The sequence below is a fragment of the Streptomyces decoyicus genome (assembly GCF_019880305.1).
In the GTDB taxonomy this organism is placed as follows: domain Bacteria; phylum Actinomycetota; class Actinomycetes; order Streptomycetales; family Streptomycetaceae; genus Streptomyces; species Streptomyces decoyicus.
Genome location: NZ_CP082301.1, coordinates 2,614,278 through 2,630,685, shown reverse-complemented (window position 1 = coordinate 2,630,685; position 16,408 = coordinate 2,614,278). Strand labels below are relative to the sequence as shown.

The window sequence follows — 16,408 nt, the reverse complement described above, 5'->3', positions numbered from 1 at the left end:
CGGAGGACCCCATACAGCGAGGGATTGGGTAGGCAGTGCTCCTGAAAACCTTTGGCTGGTCGTTCGCCATCACGGTGGCCGGCCTCGCCTTGGCGGGCGTGCTCTGGGGGTGGCAAGGGCTCGCGATTGTCGGGATCCTGTCCATCCTGGAGGTCTCGCTCTCGTTCGACAACGCCGTCATCAACGCAGGCATCCTGCGCAAGATGAACGCCTTCTGGCAGAAGATCTTCCTCACCGTCGGCATCCTCATCGCGGTGTTCGGCATGCGGGTAGTGTTCCCGGTCGTCATTGTCGCGATCACCGCGAAGCTGGGGCCGATCGAGGCGGTCAACCTCGCCATCCACGACAAGGCGCAGTACGAGGAACTCGTCACCAGCGCCCACCCCGCCATCGCGGCCTTCGGCGGGGTCTTCCTGCTGATGATCTTCCTCGACTTCATATTCGAGGAGCGCGACTACAAGTGGCTGTCGTGGATCGAGAAGCCCATGGCCAAGTTGGGCAAGCTCGACACGCTGTCGGTGATCATCACGCTGGTCGTCCTGCTGGTGAGCGCGATGACGGTGGCCACCGACGCCGCGCACGGCGCCGGTGACAAGAGCGCCACGGTCCTGCTGTCCGGGGTCGCGGGCCTCATCACGTACCTCGTCGTCGCCGGCGTCTCCGGCTACTTCGAGGACAAGCTTGAGGACGAGGACGAGGAGAGCGAGGAGCCCGCGGCGGCTCCCGCGAAGAAGGGCAACGGCGCGGTCGTGGGCCTGGCCGGCAGGGCCGCGTTCTTCATGTTCCTCTACCTCGAGGTCATCGACGCGTCCTTCTCCTTCGACGGCGTCATCAGTGCCTTCGCCATCACCAACGACATCTTCGAGATGGCGCTGGGTCTGGGCATCGGCGCGATGTACATCCGTTCGCTGACGGTCTTCCTGGTCCGCAAGGGGACCCTGGACGACTACGTCTACCTCGAGCACGGCGCGCACTACGCGATCGGCGCGCTGGCCGTCATCCTGCTCGTCACGATCAAGTACGAGATCCCCGAGGTCGTCACCGGCCTGGTGGGCGTCGCGCTGATCGGCCTCTCCTTCGCTTCGTCGGTGATCCGGAACCGGCGCGAGGGCAAGCCGGGAGATTCCTCGGGAGCGCAGTCGGAAGTCGCCAGCGGAGTGTGACGCGACGCTGATTGAGGAACGCTCTCTGCGGGGCGGCTCTGAGGTGCAGACCTCGGGCCGCCCCGCAGTGATGTGGGGTCTAGCAATGGGGTGGGCAACGTGTCGTTCCTGGGGAACCTGTGGCGTGGTGGTACGTCGAAGTTCGACTTCGACAGCGGCGGGGCGTCATATGTCGTCGAGCTGACGAAGCGGAATCCGGCGGTCTCGCTGACCAAGCAGGGGGCGGCGACCGGACATCTGCGGGTCAATCTGCACTGGCAGATGCGGACGTCGGACCTGCATGAGCGGAGCGGGCCGGGCAGGGGCGGTCTGCTGCGGCATCCGAGCAAGCTGTTCAAACCCGAGGTGGTGCAGGCGCAGGGTCCTGCCGTGGTCAACGTCGACCTGGACCTGGCCTGTCTGTACGAGCTCAAGGACGGCACCAGGGGCGTGGTGCAGCCGCTGGGCAACTTTCTGGGCGACCTCAACGGGCCGCCCTTCGTCAAGCTCAGCGGTGATGACCGCTTCGGTTCGGGCTCCGGCGAGACGCTCTACATCAACCTGGACCACCGCGATGAGATCAAGCGGCTGCTGATCTTCGTCTACATCTACGACGGCACGCCGGCGTTCGACCGTACGCATGCGGTCGTGACGCTCTATCCGAGCAGCGGACCACGGGTGGAGCTCAAGCTGAACGAGCGGGCGCCGCAGGCCCGCTCCTGCGCCGTCTTCATGCTCGAGAACGTCAAGGGCGAGCTGATGGTGCGCCGCGAGGTGAAGTACGTCTACGGCTTCCAGGCGGAGCTCGACCGGCTGTACGGATGGGGGCTCCAGTGGGGACGGGGCTACAAGACCACCGCGTGAGCGGCGCGTGCGGCGGTCCGCCGGTGCCGCGGACCGCTTCTGCCGCGTCCCGCCCGTACCGCGTTCCGCCCGCCCTGTGCCCGCGCCGTGGGGGAACCCGGCCGGGTACCCCTAACGGCGCTGGAACTGCGGACCCTGGGGCGGCAGGACGAAGGACGGGTCCGGCACGAAGGGCTGCTGCAACGGGTAGCCGTACGTCGAGGCCGGGTGCGGCTGCTGTTGCTGCGGCGGAACGCCGTACGGGGCCTGCGGCGGCTGCTGGGGCTGGTACTGGGGCGGCGGCCCCGGGTAGCCGTAGGCGGGCTGGGCCGGGGGCTGGGCGGGCGGTGGCGGAACGTTCTGCGGGTAGCCGTAGCCGCCGCCCGTGGGCGCCGGCGCCGCCGGGGACGCCGTGGTGGACGACGGCAGCGGGGCGGACGAGAACGGCTCCGGCATGGCATCCGGCACATGCTGGGTGACCGCTTCCGGATCCGACGCCAGAGGTGTCTGCGGGTCCGCCGCGGACGGGGGGCTCGATGCCTCTTCGGGCCAGGTGCTGGGCGGCGGGGTGGCGGCGGACGCGGGCGGGCTGCTCGCCTCCGCCGGGGCGGCGGAAGGGCCTGGTTCGTTCCGGGGAGCCGGGTCGACGGGCGCCGCGGGCTCCGAGCCGGGGGGCGCCGACACCGGTGCCTCCGAGGACGGCGGACCGTCGGCGGCCGCTTCGTTCTCGTCCACCGAGATCCCGAACTCGGTCGCCAGACCGACCAGGCCGCTCTCGTACCCCTGCCCCAGGGCGCGGAACTTCCAGCCCTCGGCGCGACGGTACAACTCACCGCAGATCAGGGCCGTCTCATCGCCCGTCTCGGGCACCACGTCGAAGACCGCGAGCGGCTCGCCGTCGCTCGCCGCCGCGTCGTACAGCAGGACCCGCAGATCCGTGACGCCCGCGAACGCGCCACCGTCCGACGACGCGGCCAGCACCACCCGGTCCACCGACGCGTCCAGCGCCGTCAGATCCGCCTCGATGGTGTCGGCCAGACTGTCCGCGACCCGGGTCTTGGGCAGATGCCGCACCATTCCGCTGGGGTGCCTCGGTTGGTTGTAGAAGACGAAGTCCTCATCGGATCGCACGCGTCCCTCCGGCCCCACCAGCAGAGCCGAGGCGTCGACATCAGGGACACCGGCGCCGGGCGTCCAGCGCAGGACGGCCCGAACAGCCGTGGCGTCGAGGGGTACGTTCGACCCTTTCAGCATCGCGTGCGTCATGCGGCAATCCTGCCTTCCCTGAGGTCGCAGCGACAACGCGGGGGGCCACGAGCCGTGCCGGGGGCGCGAGGGCGGATACCTGGGTGCCTCGTGGGGGTTACGTGATTTTCACTCACGCGGGAACTAACCACGCCCCCACGCACGTACGATTACCGGCTGGATCCAGACAGCGAGACGCAGCGGGGGTGCCCGGGTCCCGCATGTAGACGGGGAGTTATATGCGTCATTTTGGGCATCTTCCGCCCGACATCCGGAAGGCACTGTTCCACCAGGAGCCGGTGGAGTTCACCGCCGACTCCCCGGCCCGCACGCTCGCGGTCGCCCTGGGTGCCACGCTCTACAGCCCTGCCACCCGCCCGCGACTCGCCGCCGATGTCCTCAAGCAGGCCGGGCTTGGCGTGAAGTCCATGGTGCTGTGTCTGGAAGACTCCATAAGCGACGGGGACGTGGAGGCCGGCGAGGAGAACCTCGTGCGGCAGCTCGGCCTTCTCGACGAGGCGGCCACCGCGGGCACGGACCTTCCGCTGCTGTTCATCCGCGTCCGCACGCCCGGTCAAATACCGGATCTGGTGCGCCGGATGGGCGCTGCCGTCCACAGACTGTCCGGATTTGTACTTCCGAAATTCACCGAGGAGCGTGGCGGCCCCTTCCTGGAGGCACTGACCACGGCCGAGTCCGACTGCGCCCGACGGCTGTATGCGATGCCGGTGCTGGAGTCCCCGCAGCTGCTGCATCTGGAGAGCCGGGCCGAGACCCTCCGGGGCATCGCCGCGACCGTGGACAAGTACCGGGACCGGGTGCTGGCACTGAGGCTCGGCGTCACGGACTTCTGCTCCGCCTACGGACTGCGCCGAGCCCCCGACATGACGGCGTACGACGTCCAGATCGTCGCCTCGGTGATCTCCGACGTGGTGAATGTGCTGGGGCGGGCGGACGGCACGGGCTTCACGGTCACCGGACCGGTGTGGGAGTACTTCCGGCTGCAAGAGCGGATGTTCAAGCCGCAGCTGCGACGCAGCCCGTTCCTCGGACGCGCCGAGGAGCTGCGTACGGCGCTGATCGAGCACGACATGGACGGTCTGCTGCGCGAGATCGAACTCGACCGTGCGAACGGTCTCCAGGGCAAGACCTGCATCCATCCCTCGCATGTCGCGCCGGTGCATGCCCTCTCCGTCGTCAGCCATGAGGAGTTCAGCGACGCGGTCGACATCCTGCGGCCCGAACGTGGCGACGGCGGGGTTCTGCGCTCCGCCTATACGAACAAGATGAACGAGGTGAAGCCGCACCGGGCCTGGGCCGAGCGGACCTTGCTGCGCGCCGAGGCGTTCGGGGTCGCCCGGGAGGGCATCGGGTTCGTGGAGCTGCTGACGGCGAGCCTGCCGCAGACGTGAAATGCGGTGAATGACATGAACGCTACGACGGAGGAGACGGAACGCGTGGTCTGGACGGGAGAATGGGTCGCCGGTCGGCTCGGAGTCTCGCTGAGCGGCGGGGACGAGCTGTCGGAACTGCTGGGACTTGCGCTGCGGCGCAACCCCAAGCGGGCCCATCTGCTCGTGTCGAACGTGCTCGGCAAGCACGTGCCACAGCGACCGGGTGTGGTCCATGGCGCCGGCTACGGGCTGGGGCTTCGGGTGCGGAAGCTGCTGGGCGACGAGGCCGCGGCCCGCTCCGTCGTCCTGGGCTACGCCGAGACCGCCACCGGCCTGGGGCATTCGGTGGCCGACGGCTTGGCGCTCGCGCCCTATCTGCACTCCACCCGCCGGCCCGTGGCGGGCGTGGCGCAGGTGGGCGGGTTCGAAGAGGAGCACAGCCACGCCACCTCGCATCTGTTGCTCCCCGAGGACCGCGAACTCCTCGCCGGGGACGGCCCGTTGGTGCTCGTCGACGACGAGTTCTCCACCGGCCGGACGGTCCTGAACACGATCAAGGCGCTGCATGCGCGCTTCCCCCGCGAGCGGTACGTGGTCGTCGCCCTCGTCGATATGCGCTCCGACGCGGACCGCAGCCGTCTGGAGAAGTTCGCCGCGGAACTGGGCGCCCGCGTCGACCTCGTGGCCCTGGCCGCCGGCGGTGTACGCCTGCCCGCGGACGTCCTCACCCGCGGCCAGGAACTCGTCGCCGCGCAGGAGGCCCTTGCGGCGCAGGCCCCGGCGCCTGCCACGGGGAGCACGTCAGGGAGTACGTCCGAGGGCGCGGGCCCCGTGTCCGCCGGTTCCGCATCTGCTGGGTCCGAACCCGCTGATGCCGAGTCCGGTCCGGCGGGTGCTGCGCCGGCGGCCGGCGGCCGTGGTGCGGATGTCGTACGGGTGGACCTCGGCTGGCCCGCCGGGCTGCCGGACGGCGGGCGGCACGGTTTCACACCGGCGCACCGCGAACGGCTGGAGGCCGCACTTCCGGGCATGGCGATCCGGATCGCCCAACAGCTGGACGGCGCCCGCCGCATCCTCGTCCTCGGCAACGAGGAGTTGATGTACGCGCCGCTGCGGATAGCCGAGGCCCTGGACGCTCTCATGACCGGGAAGGAGCGCGGCGCCACCTCGACGACGGACGACGGCACCGGCGCGGGGCACGGCGCCCTCGTGCCACGCCCCGGTCGGCTGTCCGCCCCGGCCGGGGGCACGGGCATCTTCTTCTCCACCACCACCCGGTCGCCGGTGCTCGCCGTCGATGACCCGGGTTACGCGATACGGACCCGGCTCTCCTTCCCCGCCCACGACGAGCCGGCCGACGGACCGGGGGAGCGGTACGCCTACAACGTCGCGGCCGGCACCGACCCGGAGCGCCGCTTCGACGCCATCGTGGCCGTCGTGGACTCGCACGGCGACCTCCCGGAGCTGCACGCCGCCGACGGTCTGCTGGACCGGCTCGCCGCACACACCGACCGGCTGCTGCTCGCGGTCGTCCCCTCGTACGCCCCGCAACCACAGGCCGGATCCATGCCCCTCCCCGAGCCGCTGCGCGGCCCCGCCTTCTCCTCCTACACCGCCGACGAGGTCGGCTGGCTGCTCCAGGACCTTTCCGACGTCACGCTGGAAGCGCCGACCGAGGAACGCGAGGAGGCGATTCAGCGCGGTGGTGCCCACTACGCGGAGTCGCTGCCCGTCGAATACCAGCCGAACGAGCAGTACCAGGCGCTGTTCCACAGCGCGCTGCGGACCTCCGCGAGCCGGATCGCGCGGGCCGTCGGGACCGTCACCGAGACGGTGCTCGCGGAACGCAGCCCGCGCCCCGTGCTGGTGTCGCTGGCGCGGGCCGGAACACCCGTCGGGGTGCTGATGCGCCGCTGGGCGCTGCACGCCCACGGCGTGGAGGTCCCGCACTACGCGGTCTCGATCGTCCGTGGCCGGGGCATCGACACCACCGCGCTGCGCTGGCTGGCCGCCCATCACGACCCGGCGGATGTCGTCTTCGTGGACGGCTGGACCGGCAAGGGGGCCATCACCCGCGAACTCGCCCAGGCCCTGGAGGACTTCCCGGGCTTCGACCCGCGGATCGCCGTGCTGGCCGACCCCGGCGGCTGTGTCGACACCTATGGCACCCGGGACGACTTCCTCATCCCGTCCGCCTGCCTCAACTCCACTGTCTCCGGCCTCATATCCCGCACCGTCCTGCGCGACGACCTCGTGGGACCGGACGACTTCCACGGCGCGAAGTTCTACCGCGACCTGGCCGCGACCGATGTGTCGCGCGCGTTCCTGGACGCGGTCAGCGCCCGTTTCGACGACGTGGCCGCGGAAGTCGCCGCGGAGGTGAAGGAGCTGGCCGCCGCCGACCGGGCTCCCACCTGGGAGGGCTGGGCGGCCGTCGAGCGGATCAGCGAGGAGTACGGCATCCACGACGTCAATCTCGTGAAGCCCGGGGTCGGCGAGACCACGCGCGTACTGCTGCGCCGGGTCCCCTGGAAGATCCTGGCCCGGCAGGGGGCCGGGGCCGACCTCGATCATGTGCGCCTCCTGGCGGAACAACGGGGCGTGCCCGTCGAAGAGGTCGACGAACTGCCCTATACCTGTGTCGGGCTGATCCACCCCCGCTTCACCCGCGGAGCCACGGGTGCCGACGGCAAGGCGGTGACCTCCTGATGAGCGCCCTCGTCGCCAGCGACCTCGACCGCACCCTGATCTATTCGGCCGCCGCGCTGGGTCTCGCCATGCCCGATGCCGAGGCCCCCCGGCTCCTGTGTGTCGAGACATACGAGCGCAAGCCACTGTCCTATATGACGGAGACGGCCGCCGGGCTGCTCGCCGAACTGGCCGGCAGCACCACCTTCGTGCCGGCCACCACCCGCACCCGGGAGCAGTACGGCCGCATTCATCTCCCCGGACCGGCACCGGAGTTCGCCATCTGCGCCAACGGCGGCCATCTGCTCGTACGGGGCGAGTCGGATCCGGACTGGCAGCGCACCGTCGCCGCGCGGCTGGCCTCGCAGTGCGCCCCTCTGGACGAGATCCGCGCGCACCTCGTCCGCACCGCCGACCCGGCCTGGCTCCTCAAGGAGCGCATCGCCGAGGACCTCTTCGCCTATCTGGTCGTGGAGCGGCCGCTGCTGCCCGACACCTGGGTGAAGGACCTCGCCGGCTGGGCGGACGAACGCGGTTGGACCGTGTCCCTGCAAGGCCGCAAGATCTATGCCGTGCCGCGGCCGTTGACCAAGAGCGCGGCCGTGGCGGAGGTGGCGCGCCGTACCGGGGCGTCCGAGATCCTCGCGGCCGGGGACTCTCTTCTCGACGCGGATCTGCTGCTGGCCGCGGACCGCGGATGGCGGCCCGGCCACGGCGAGCTGGCGGACTCCGGCTGGCACGCCCCTCATGTCACGGCGCTCGACGAGCGGGGTGTCGCGGCGGGCGAGGAGATCGTGCGGGCCTTCCTCCGCGGCGCCGCATCCCCGGGCCACGCCGGCTGACCCGGGCGGCCGCAGAGACCGCCACCGCCGTCGCGGCCGCCCCAAGGCCACCCTCGAACGCACCTCCACGAGCGAGGGTCGGCACGCAGGCGGAGCGGGCGAATAGCGGCCGGTGGAGGTGGGGCTCGGGTTAGTCTCGCGAGGCGGTCGGCTGCATCGTCCGGTGATCGGCCGAGACCGCAATCCTTGATCAAGAGGAGAGCCCGTGGCTGAGTCCAAGAGCACGCCGATCACGGCGGAGATGTACGACTACATCCTCGCCCACAACCCACCGTTGGACGCCGTACAGCGGGACATCGTGGAGATCACCCGCCAACAGTTTCCCGAGGCGGCGGGGATGCAGTCGGCGGAGGAGCAGGGGCCGCTGCTGGCGTTCCTGGTGCGGCTGATCGGGGCCCGGCATGTCGTCGAGGTGGGGACCTTCACCGGGTTCTCGGCGCTGTCCATGGCTCAGGCGCTGCCCGCGGACGGCACGCTGATCGCCTGCGATGTGTCCGAGGAGTGGACGGCGTACGGCCGGGAGGCATGGGCGAAGGCCGGTGTCGGGGACCGTATTCAGCTGCGGATCGCGCCCGCGCTGGAGACGCTGCGGGCGATGCCGGCCAGCCCCCACATCGATCTCGCCTATCTCGACGCGGACAAGGGCGGCTACATCGCCTACTGGGAAGAGCTGGTGCCCCGGCTGCGGCCGGGGGGCCTGATCGTGGCGGACAACGTGCTGTACCACGGGGAGGTTGCCGACCCGGCGGCAACCGGGTCGGCCCTGGCGATCAGGGCGTTCAACGACCACGTCGTGGAGGACGACCGTATGGAGGCGGTGATCCTCACGGTGGCGGACGGCGTGACGCTGGCGCGCAAGCGGTAGCGAGCCGAGGCCTCAGGAGCATGGCAACGGGGCACGGCCTCAGACCGCGGCCCCGGCCCTGCCCCGGACATGGCGGGGCCCGCTCCGCAGTGCTCCGCCGGGACGTGTCACGGCCGGGCCCCGGGACGCGCCTCGGCCTCAGCCGCAGCAACCGCCTCCGCAGCAGCCACCGCCCCCGCCCTTCGGGGCAGGAGCGGTTGCGGAGCCGCCGACGGCGACCGTGGAGAGGAGCTTCACGGTGTCCTCGTGGCCCTGGGGGCAGACGGCCGGGGCGGAGGACTCGGCCATCGGCCGGTTCAGCTCGAAGGTGGAGCCGCAGGGGCGGCACCGGTATTCGTAACGGGGCATGGGCACAGGTTAGCCGTGGCGCTCCTCAGCGGACGACGGTGCCGGGCGGCGCGCCCAGCATGCCCAGCTCCGAACGGGTCGGCGCGCCTTCCCAGTCGCCGCGGGACGCGACCGCGAACGCTCCGGTGGTGACGGCGCGCTCCAGGCAACCGGCCGGCTCCTCGTCGTCCAGCAGGGCCGACAGATAGCCCGCCACGAAGGCGTCGCCGGCACCCACGGCATCCACGGCCCGTACCGCCTTGGCGGGCTGGTGCAGGGATCCGCCGTGGGTGAAGGCCGTCGCCCCGTCCGCGCCGAGCTTGACCACGACCTCGCCGACCCCCAGATCCAGCAGGAGCTTGGCCTGCGACGCAAGGGTGGCGGCGGTGTCGTGGGTGGCTCCTTGGGGCGTCCTCTCGGCTTCCTGCGCCCTCTCGGGCCCCTGTACGCCCTCGGCCCCCTGTGCCCCCTCGACTCCCTGGGGCCCGCCCGGCGACCCTGCCCCGCCCGGCGCCCCTGCCGATCCGGCCTCACCCGGCGCCCCTGCCTCACCCGGTGGCCCCTCCCCACCTGCCCCTTCCGGCAGGCAGAGCGGCAGCTCGTCATCGGAGGCGATCAAGACATCCACGTAGGGAATCCACTCGCGCAGGATCCCGGCGGCCTGCTCGGCGGTCCAGAGCCGAGCGCGGAAATTGACATCGAGGCAGACCAACGAGCCGTGGTCCTTGGCGAGTTGGAGGGAGTGCCGGGCCGCCGAGTGGGCCGTGGGGCTCAGGGCCGGGGTGATGCCCGTCAGGTGCAGCACGCGGGGCGGGGCGGCGGAGAAGGCGCGCTCGACCACGCCTGCCGTGAGCCGTGAGCCGGCCGATCCCGCACGGTAGTAGTGCACCCGGGTGACCTCGGGCAGCCGCGGCTCGAAGAGGAGCAGCCCGGTCGGGGCACCGGGATCGGTCGAGGCGCCGGACACCTCGATGCCCTCGGCGCGCAGCGTACGCAGTACCAGTTCCCCGGCCTCGTCCTCGCCGACCGCGCCCGCCCATCGGACGTCGTGCCCGAGCCGGGCCAGGCCGATCGCGACATTGCTTTCCGCTCCGGCGATGGAGACATGCATCGTGCCGCCGAGCTTCAGCGGTCCGCTGCCGCGGAGCGCGACCATGGTCTCGCCGAAGGTGAGGACGTCCGGGCGCCCCGGTTGCCGGGGCACCCGTGGACGGCCCGAGGTGGCCGCGGGCCGGGGAACTGCGCCCCCTCGCTGCGCGTCCTCCCCGCCGCCGGAATTCGGCTGTCCCGTCATCGTGCGCACACCGCCCTGAACTCCGCCGCGCGCTTGCGCAGCCCGTCCAGATCGCCGCCGTCCGCCGCGTCCCCGATCAGCGGCGAGCCGACTCCCACCGCGACCGCCCCGGCGGCGAAGTACGCCTGTGCGGCGGCCGCGTCCACGCCACCGACCGGCACGAACGGCAGCTCGGGGAAGGGAGCGCGCAGCGCCCGCAGATACGCGGGCCCGCCGACCGACGCCGGGAACAGCTTCAGGGCCGAGACACCCAGCGCATCGGCCGCGATCACCTCGGACGGCGTCATCACTCCGGCGAGCGTCGGCAGCCCCTGGCGTACGGACTCCTCCAGACCGGCCCCCAGACCGGGCGTGACGATGAGATTCGCCCCCGCTTCGGCGGCGCACCGGGCGTCGGACGCGGTCAGGACGGTGCCGGCGCCGAGCCAGGCCGCGTCGCCGAGCTCGGCGCGCGCCCGTCGGATCACGGTGAGGGCGTCGTGTCCGCTGAGCGAGATCTCGATCAGTGGCAGGCCCGCTTCCGCAAGCGCCATGACCGTACGGAAGGACGCCTCCGCATCCTTGCCCCGGATGATGGCGACCAGCCGCTCGGTCCGGAGCGCTGTGCTGAGGTCCATGGCGTTTCCTGCTTTCTCCTGCACCCCGCCGCGTGCGTACTGCGCGGCTGGGTCGTTCGGGCGCGCGGGTGACACCTTCGATTATTCCGGGCCGGAGGGACGGGCGGGTGGAGTGTGCAGCATGGGACAAGCCTGGAGCGTTGGGGTTGACCTGCGTGTTCGTCGCCGGTACCGGGTCGCGGGTGCCGGGCACCGGGGGGCGGGGTGACCCGCTACCGGAGTCACCGGTTCCCCATGACGGGGGACAGGTCTTCCCCTACGGGGACAGGTCTTCCCGCACGGGGGCCGGCCTTCCCCTACGGGAACACCTCACCATTCCGCGAACGCCCCGTCCTCATGGCGCCACACGGGGTTCCGCCATGCGTGGCCCCGCTCGTCCGCCGCCCGCACCGCTGCCTCGTCGACCTCCACGCCGAGCCCGGGACGGTCGGTCCGCAGGAGTGACCCGCCGTGGAAGCGGAACGGCTCCGGGTCCGCCACATAGTCCAGCAGCTCGGCGCCCTGGTTGTAGTGGATCCCGATGGACTGCTCCTGGATGAGGAAGTTCGGGGTGGTGAAGGCGACTTGGAGGCTGGCGGCCAGTGCGACCGGGCCGAGCGGGCAGTGCGGGGCGAGCTGCGCCCCGTACACCTCCGCGAGCGCGGCGATCCGACGCAGCTCGGAGATGCCGCCCGCATGCGAGATATCGGGCTGGAGGATCGCGACGCCGGCCTGGAGAGGAGCCAGGAACTCTCGCCGGGTGAAGAGACGTTCACCGAGTGCGATCGGGATGTTGGAGGCATTGACCAGATCAGGGAGGGCCTGCAGGTGATCGGAGAGGACCGGCTCCTCGACGAACAGCGGGGCGCAGTCGGCCAGCAGAGGGAGGAGCCTGCGGGCATTGGCGGGCGAGACCCGGCCGTGAAAATCGAGGCCGAAGTCCCGTTCGTCGCCGAGGACTTCGCGGGCGGTCTCGGCGCGCAGCAGGCATTCCCGTACCTCGGCGCGGGTCGCCACGGGCGTCATCCGCCCGCAGCCGTTCATCTTGACGGCGGTGAAGCCCGCCTCGAGCTGCGCGGTGACCGCGTCGCGGATGGCATGCGGTTCATCGCCGCCGACCCATGCATAAGCGCGGATACTCTCGCGGACCGGCCCGCCCAGCAGCTGATGGACCGGGACCCCGTGCCGCTTCCCCTTGATGTCCCACAGGGCCTGGTCCAAGCCGGCGACGGCGGACGACAGGACGGGCCCGCCGCGGTAGAAGCCGCCCTTGGTCATGACCTGCCAGTGGTCCTCGATGCGCGCCGGATCCTGGTCCAGGAGGTACTCGGACAGCACTTCCACGGCCGCCCTGACCGGCTCGGCCCGGCCCTCGACCACCGGCTCGCCCCAGCCGACGACGCCCTCATCGGTCTCCACCCGCACGAACATCCAGCGCGGCGGGGCGAGGAACGTCTCGATGCGGCTGATCTTCATGGACCGGTCCGTCCTTTCGGCGTGCGATGTGCGGCGTTCGGCGTGTGATGTGCGGCGTTCGGCAGGGCGCGCGAGATGCGTCCTGCCGTGTCCGGCCCGTGCGGCGCGTTGCGTCCGCCCGTGCGCGGTGTTCTGCCCACCGAGGGCATCGCGGTAACTGGTGCCGGGCTGCCGCCCACCGCCCCTACGGATGCTCCTGCGCCGACAGATCAAGCAGTTCGAGCATCGCCATATAGGCCCCGTCGACGTCCCGGTTGCGCACGGCCTCGACGACCGCGGCATGGACCGCATGCGGATGCTCGAACGCGCCGTCCGCGGTGAGCACCGCCCGGTCGCGCTGGACGAGTACCGGCACGATCACCCGGCGCATCTGCGCGTAGAAGCGATTGTTCGACGCGAGCAGCATCGCCGTGTGGAAGGACGCATCGGCGCGGATGAGCAGCACCGGATCGTTGTCGGTCGCGGCCATCGCGCTGAGGGCGGCGTCCAGTGCCGCCAGATCGTCGTCCGTACGGCGCTCCGCGGCGAGCGCGGCCGCCGCGGGCTCGATGGAACGGCGCAGTTCGAGCACATCGGCGAAGAAGTCGGACGAGACCCCGGCCGCGAGCTTCCAGCGCAGTACGTCCGAGTCCAGGAGGTTCCAGTCCTCGCGGGGGCGGACGAACGTGCCACGCTTCTTGTCCGTATCGAGGAGGCCCTTGGTGGTCAGCACCTTGACCGCCTCACGCAGTACGGTCTGGGTCACGTCCAGCTCCGCCCTCACCTCCGGCATGACGAGGCTGTCCCCCTCGCGGTAAGTGCCCTTCAAGATCCGCCTGGCGAGCGCTTCGACCGCCACGTTGTGGCCCCCGTGCCCCGTGGAGGAGTCGGCGTGCCCCGAACGGCTCATCATGTGCTCCCTGCTCCGCTCCTTGCTCCGCTCCCCGCGTTCGCTGACCGGCGTCCCGCCCGCGCCACGGTGCCGCCCGGCCACCACCTCGGCCGGCCCGGCCCACCCCGACCACTGTGGACGGCCGCTCCGCCGAACCGGCCGCATCCAGCGGTAGTCGCCGAGCCCGTCCACCGACGGTCACCCGTCCACCGACGGTCACCCATCGACCGCCCACCGACCGCCCCGCACCAGCCGTCAGGGCGTACCGAGCACCCCATTCCCACCTCGGTACGCCCTGACGTCTCCTCGCCCCGGCTCAGGACTTCTTGCCGCCGGTGCCGGTGCCGGTGCCTGTTGCGGTGCCCGTACCGGCACCGGATCCGGTACGGGATCTGCTCCCGCTGGTGCCGGCGCCGAGCGAACCGCGCCCGGCATGCGAGGCGCCCTGCATCCTGACCCGAGCGGCCTGCCGTGCGGCCGTCATGCCGGAGACGGGACGCAGCTGCCCGCGGTCGAACCGCTGCGCCTCCTCCGGGTGCCGGGCGCGCCAATACGGATTGTCGTGTGGAAGGCCGCCGCTGACCCGTCCATACATCCCGAAGACCAGCAGCATCAGCCCGACCACGAAGCTGAAGAGGACGTTCTGGAGCTGGAAGGCGAGGAAGTTCGCGTCGGTCTCCAGCAGCGCCAGGTTCACAAAGCCGCTCAGAAGGAAGAGGCAGCCGAACACGATGTTGAGGGTCGAGGCGAAGTTCCCGCCGAGCACCATGCCCGCGACGAGAATCGCTCCGAAGACGATCGAGAGCACGCTCAGGGCACCGTTGGTGTTCAGCCCGGCCACGGTGTCGCCGCCGGTGTCGAAGAACCCGATGTGGTGGGTCAGTCCGAGCACGCCGAATGCGACCAGGACCAGGCCCATCAGCCCCGCACCGATGCGGTAGACCTTGCTGAGCCGGTGGTCCACGGGCAGATGCTCATCGAGCCGTGTGTGGTGCGTTTTCACCCGGTGCAATGGGTTCGAGGGCCCGTGCAGGGTCTGGCCAGTAGCCCCTGTAGCCATCTCCGGCCTCCTTTGCGCAGGTGTGCCGCCTGGGCCGTGCTTCCCTCCAGGATCCGTCCACGTGGGACATCACGCCATCGCGCCCGGACACCGAGCAAGGCGGGCGGTCTACCGCGGGGCCCTCAGCCGTTGGCCCCGGCGCCGCCCCTGGCGTCGCGGATCTCCTGCACCACCCGGGCCGCGGTCTGCCGTACCGCCTCGGTCTCCGTCAGGAAATGCCACCAGTCCGGATGCCGTCCCTCCAGATCCGCCACGGCGCGGTCCAGCCGCGCCACCGCATCGTCCAGGGGCCCGGCATGCCGCGGATCGGGGGTGCTGCGTCCGGCCATCGCCAGCCGCTGCGCGTCCCGGATCGCGAAGCGCGTCCGCTCGATCTCCTTCTGCCGGTCGAACGACACCGCATCCAGCCGCTGCAACCGGTCACCGGCCGCCGACACCGCCTCGTCGGTGCCGTCCAGCAGCGCCCGTACGGTCGCCAGCAGGCTCGTGGCGTCCGCCCAGCGCTGCTCGTCACGCGCCTGCTGCGCCTCCCGCAGCTTGACCTCGGCCTGCTGCACGGACTGTGTGGCCCGTTCCGGTACCTGCTGAAGGTCCTGCCAGCATGCCGCGCTGTACCGCCGTCGCAGCTCGCTGAGGACCGGGTCGACCTTCCCGGCACGCGTCGTGATCGCCTGCGCCCGGGTCCGCAGCGACACCAGCCGCTTGTCGAGCTCCGCCGCCTTCCCCGGCAGCCGCTCGGCCTCGGTCCGTACGCCCTCGGCCTTGCGCAGCACATCGTCGGCGCGCCGGATCGTCTCCTGCACGCCGTGCTGCCCGGCACCCTGATTGAGCTTGGTCAGCTCGGGCCCGAGCGCCGCCAGCCGCGTCGCGAGATCATCGGCCCGCAGCCCCTGCGCACGGACCGTGTCCAGCGCATTGCTCGCCGCCAGCAGAGCCTGCCGCGCCCGCTCCACGGCCGGGGCCAGCCGCGCCAGCTGCGTCTCGGCGGTCTGCAACAGGGGGCCGAGCCCCTGCGCGAACCGTTCGAGCTCGCCCTTGACGCGATCCAGCTCCTCCTTGGCACGGGTCAGATCGGTGCGCGCCCGCGCCACCGCGGCGCCGTCCAGATCGTCACGGTCCAGGTCGTGGGAGTCGACCGCGGTGATGTACCGCTGACTCACCTCGTCGATCCGCCGGCCGAAGCCCTCGTAGTCCTCCGCCGCTTTCCGCGCGGAGGGCGAACTGTCGACCGCGGTGATCGTCTCTATGGAGATCCGCAGGTCACGGTGTGCGGTGTCCAGCTCGTAGAACGCCGCCGCCGCGGCATCCTTCGCGGCCTGCGCATCGGCCCGCTGGCTCTCCCCGCGCCCGAACCAGCGCCGGGTCCCGCCGCCCGCGAACGACATCGGCACCATCGCCAGCAACAAGGGCAACGGCAGCAACACGAGCCCCATCACATCCCGGAGCGGGCCCCCACGGCCGCGACGGCGTTCTCGCTGCTCATGCGGCTGCGTGTCTGTCGCCGTCACTTCCCTCTCCCGATCGGATCGCCCCAGAACCGAATGTCATTCTCCCACTCACCGGAAACGAACACACCGGCCGGTAAGTTCGCACTTCGAGCACTGGTTTGCAGTGCAGCCCAGGAGGCAAGGTAGTCTGTCGGCTCGGCCAGGGCGCATAGCTCAGCGGTAGAGCGCTGCTCTTACAAAGCAGATGTCGGCGGTTCAAATCCGTCTGTGCCCACCAGTCAAAAGACCCCCTATTGATCATCGTAGGGGGTCTTTGA

14 protein-coding genes and 1 tRNA gene are annotated in these 16,408 nt (G+C 71.0%); 7 read left to right on the top strand and 8 right to left on the bottom strand.

Features of this window, described 5'->3' with window-relative positions:
* The first annotated feature begins 35 nt into the window (after nucleotides 1–35).
* Nucleotides 36–1,163 carry a DUF475 domain-containing protein gene (locus K7C20_RS11560; protein ID WP_030081431.1) on the top strand — a complete coding sequence of 376 codons (1,128 nt, stop codon included), beginning with the start codon at nucleotides 36–38 and terminating at the stop codon, nucleotides 1,161–1,163.
* A gap of 99 nt (nucleotides 1,164–1,262) precedes the next feature.
* Entirely contained in the window at nucleotides 1,263–2,006 is a 744-nt protein-coding gene (locus K7C20_RS11555; protein WP_030081433.1) for a TerD family protein, read from the top strand.
* 111 nt (nucleotides 2,007–2,117) lie between these two features.
* Here K7C20_RS11555 and K7C20_RS11550 read toward each other — a convergent pair whose 3' ends face one another.
* Nucleotides 2,118–3,251 carry a TerD family protein gene (locus K7C20_RS11550; RefSeq protein WP_053208887.1) on the bottom strand — a complete coding sequence of 378 codons (1,134 nt, stop codon included), beginning with the start codon at nucleotides 3,249–3,251 and terminating at the stop codon, nucleotides 2,118–2,120.
* 218 nt (nucleotides 3,252–3,469) lie between these two features.
* Between K7C20_RS11550 and K7C20_RS11545 the strand changes: the two genes are divergently transcribed.
* The 4 genes from K7C20_RS11545 to K7C20_RS11530 all read left to right on the top strand — a co-directional run bounded on the left by K7C20_RS11545 (nucleotide 3,470) and on the right by K7C20_RS11530 (nucleotide 9,019).
* On the top strand, nucleotides 3,470–4,642 hold the full coding sequence (locus tag K7C20_RS11545; RefSeq protein WP_030081439.1) for an HpcH/HpaI aldolase/citrate lyase family protein: 1,173 nt from the start codon (nucleotides 3,470–3,472) through the stop codon (nucleotides 4,640–4,642).
* Between the two features lie 15 nt (nucleotides 4,643–4,657).
* A complete protein-coding gene (locus K7C20_RS11540) occupies nucleotides 4,658–7,333 on the top strand; it encodes a phosphoribosyltransferase (protein ID WP_053208888.1) in 2,676 nt (891 codons plus the stop codon).
* Nucleotides 7,333–8,154 (top strand): HAD family hydrolase, encoded by an 822-nt coding sequence (locus K7C20_RS11535; protein WP_030081447.1) that lies wholly within the window; start codon nucleotides 7,333–7,335, stop codon nucleotides 8,152–8,154. Before K7C20_RS11540 ends, K7C20_RS11535 begins: the two co-directional genes overlap by 1 nt.
* A gap of 241 nt (nucleotides 8,155–8,395) precedes the next feature.
* Nucleotides 8,396–9,019, top strand: coding sequence for an O-methyltransferase (locus K7C20_RS11530; protein ID WP_209443869.1), 624 nt, complete (start codon nucleotides 8,396–8,398; stop codon nucleotides 9,017–9,019).
* A gap of 138 nt (nucleotides 9,020–9,157) precedes the next feature.
* Here the strand turns inward: K7C20_RS11530 and K7C20_RS11525 are convergent, their stop codons facing one another.
* From K7C20_RS11525 to K7C20_RS11490, 7 genes are all read right to left on the bottom strand, one after another.
* On the bottom strand, nucleotides 9,158–9,367 hold the full coding sequence (locus K7C20_RS11525) for an FmdB family zinc ribbon protein (protein WP_030081451.1): 210 nt from the start codon (nucleotides 9,365–9,367) through the stop codon (nucleotides 9,158–9,160).
* A gap of 25 nt (nucleotides 9,368–9,392) precedes the next feature.
* Nucleotides 9,393–10,550, bottom strand: coding sequence for a sugar kinase (locus K7C20_RS38155; RefSeq protein WP_280921982.1), 1,158 nt, complete (start codon nucleotides 10,548–10,550; stop codon nucleotides 9,393–9,395).
* 86 nt (nucleotides 10,551–10,636) lie between these two features.
* Nucleotides 10,637–11,257 (bottom strand): bifunctional 4-hydroxy-2-oxoglutarate aldolase/2-dehydro-3-deoxy-phosphogluconate aldolase, encoded by a 621-nt coding sequence (locus tag K7C20_RS11510; protein WP_053208889.1) that lies wholly within the window; start codon nucleotides 11,255–11,257, stop codon nucleotides 10,637–10,639.
* 309 nt (nucleotides 11,258–11,566) lie between these two features.
* On the bottom strand, nucleotides 11,567–12,712 hold the full coding sequence (gene dgoD, locus K7C20_RS11505) for a galactonate dehydratase (RefSeq protein WP_030081455.1): 1,146 nt from the start codon (nucleotides 12,710–12,712) through the stop codon (nucleotides 11,567–11,569).
* A gap of 184 nt (nucleotides 12,713–12,896) precedes the next feature.
* Nucleotides 12,897–13,775 (bottom strand): FadR/GntR family transcriptional regulator, encoded by an 879-nt coding sequence (locus K7C20_RS11500; protein ID WP_245171016.1) that lies wholly within the window; start codon nucleotides 13,773–13,775, stop codon nucleotides 12,897–12,899.
* A gap of 124 nt (nucleotides 13,776–13,899) precedes the next feature.
* Entirely contained in the window at nucleotides 13,900–14,547 is a 648-nt protein-coding gene (locus K7C20_RS11495; RefSeq protein ID WP_030081459.1) for a DUF4383 domain-containing protein, read from the bottom strand.
* A gap of 218 nt (nucleotides 14,548–14,765) precedes the next feature.
* Nucleotides 14,766–16,151 (bottom strand): coiled-coil domain-containing protein, encoded by a 1,386-nt coding sequence (locus K7C20_RS11490; protein WP_078953018.1) that lies wholly within the window; start codon nucleotides 16,149–16,151, stop codon nucleotides 14,766–14,768.
* A 142-nt stretch (nucleotides 16,152–16,293) separates the two neighbouring features.
* Between K7C20_RS11490 and K7C20_RS11485 the strand changes: the two genes are divergently transcribed.
* Nucleotides 16,294–16,368, top strand: a tRNA-Val gene (locus K7C20_RS11485).
* Nucleotides 16,369–16,408 lie beyond the last annotated feature (40 nt).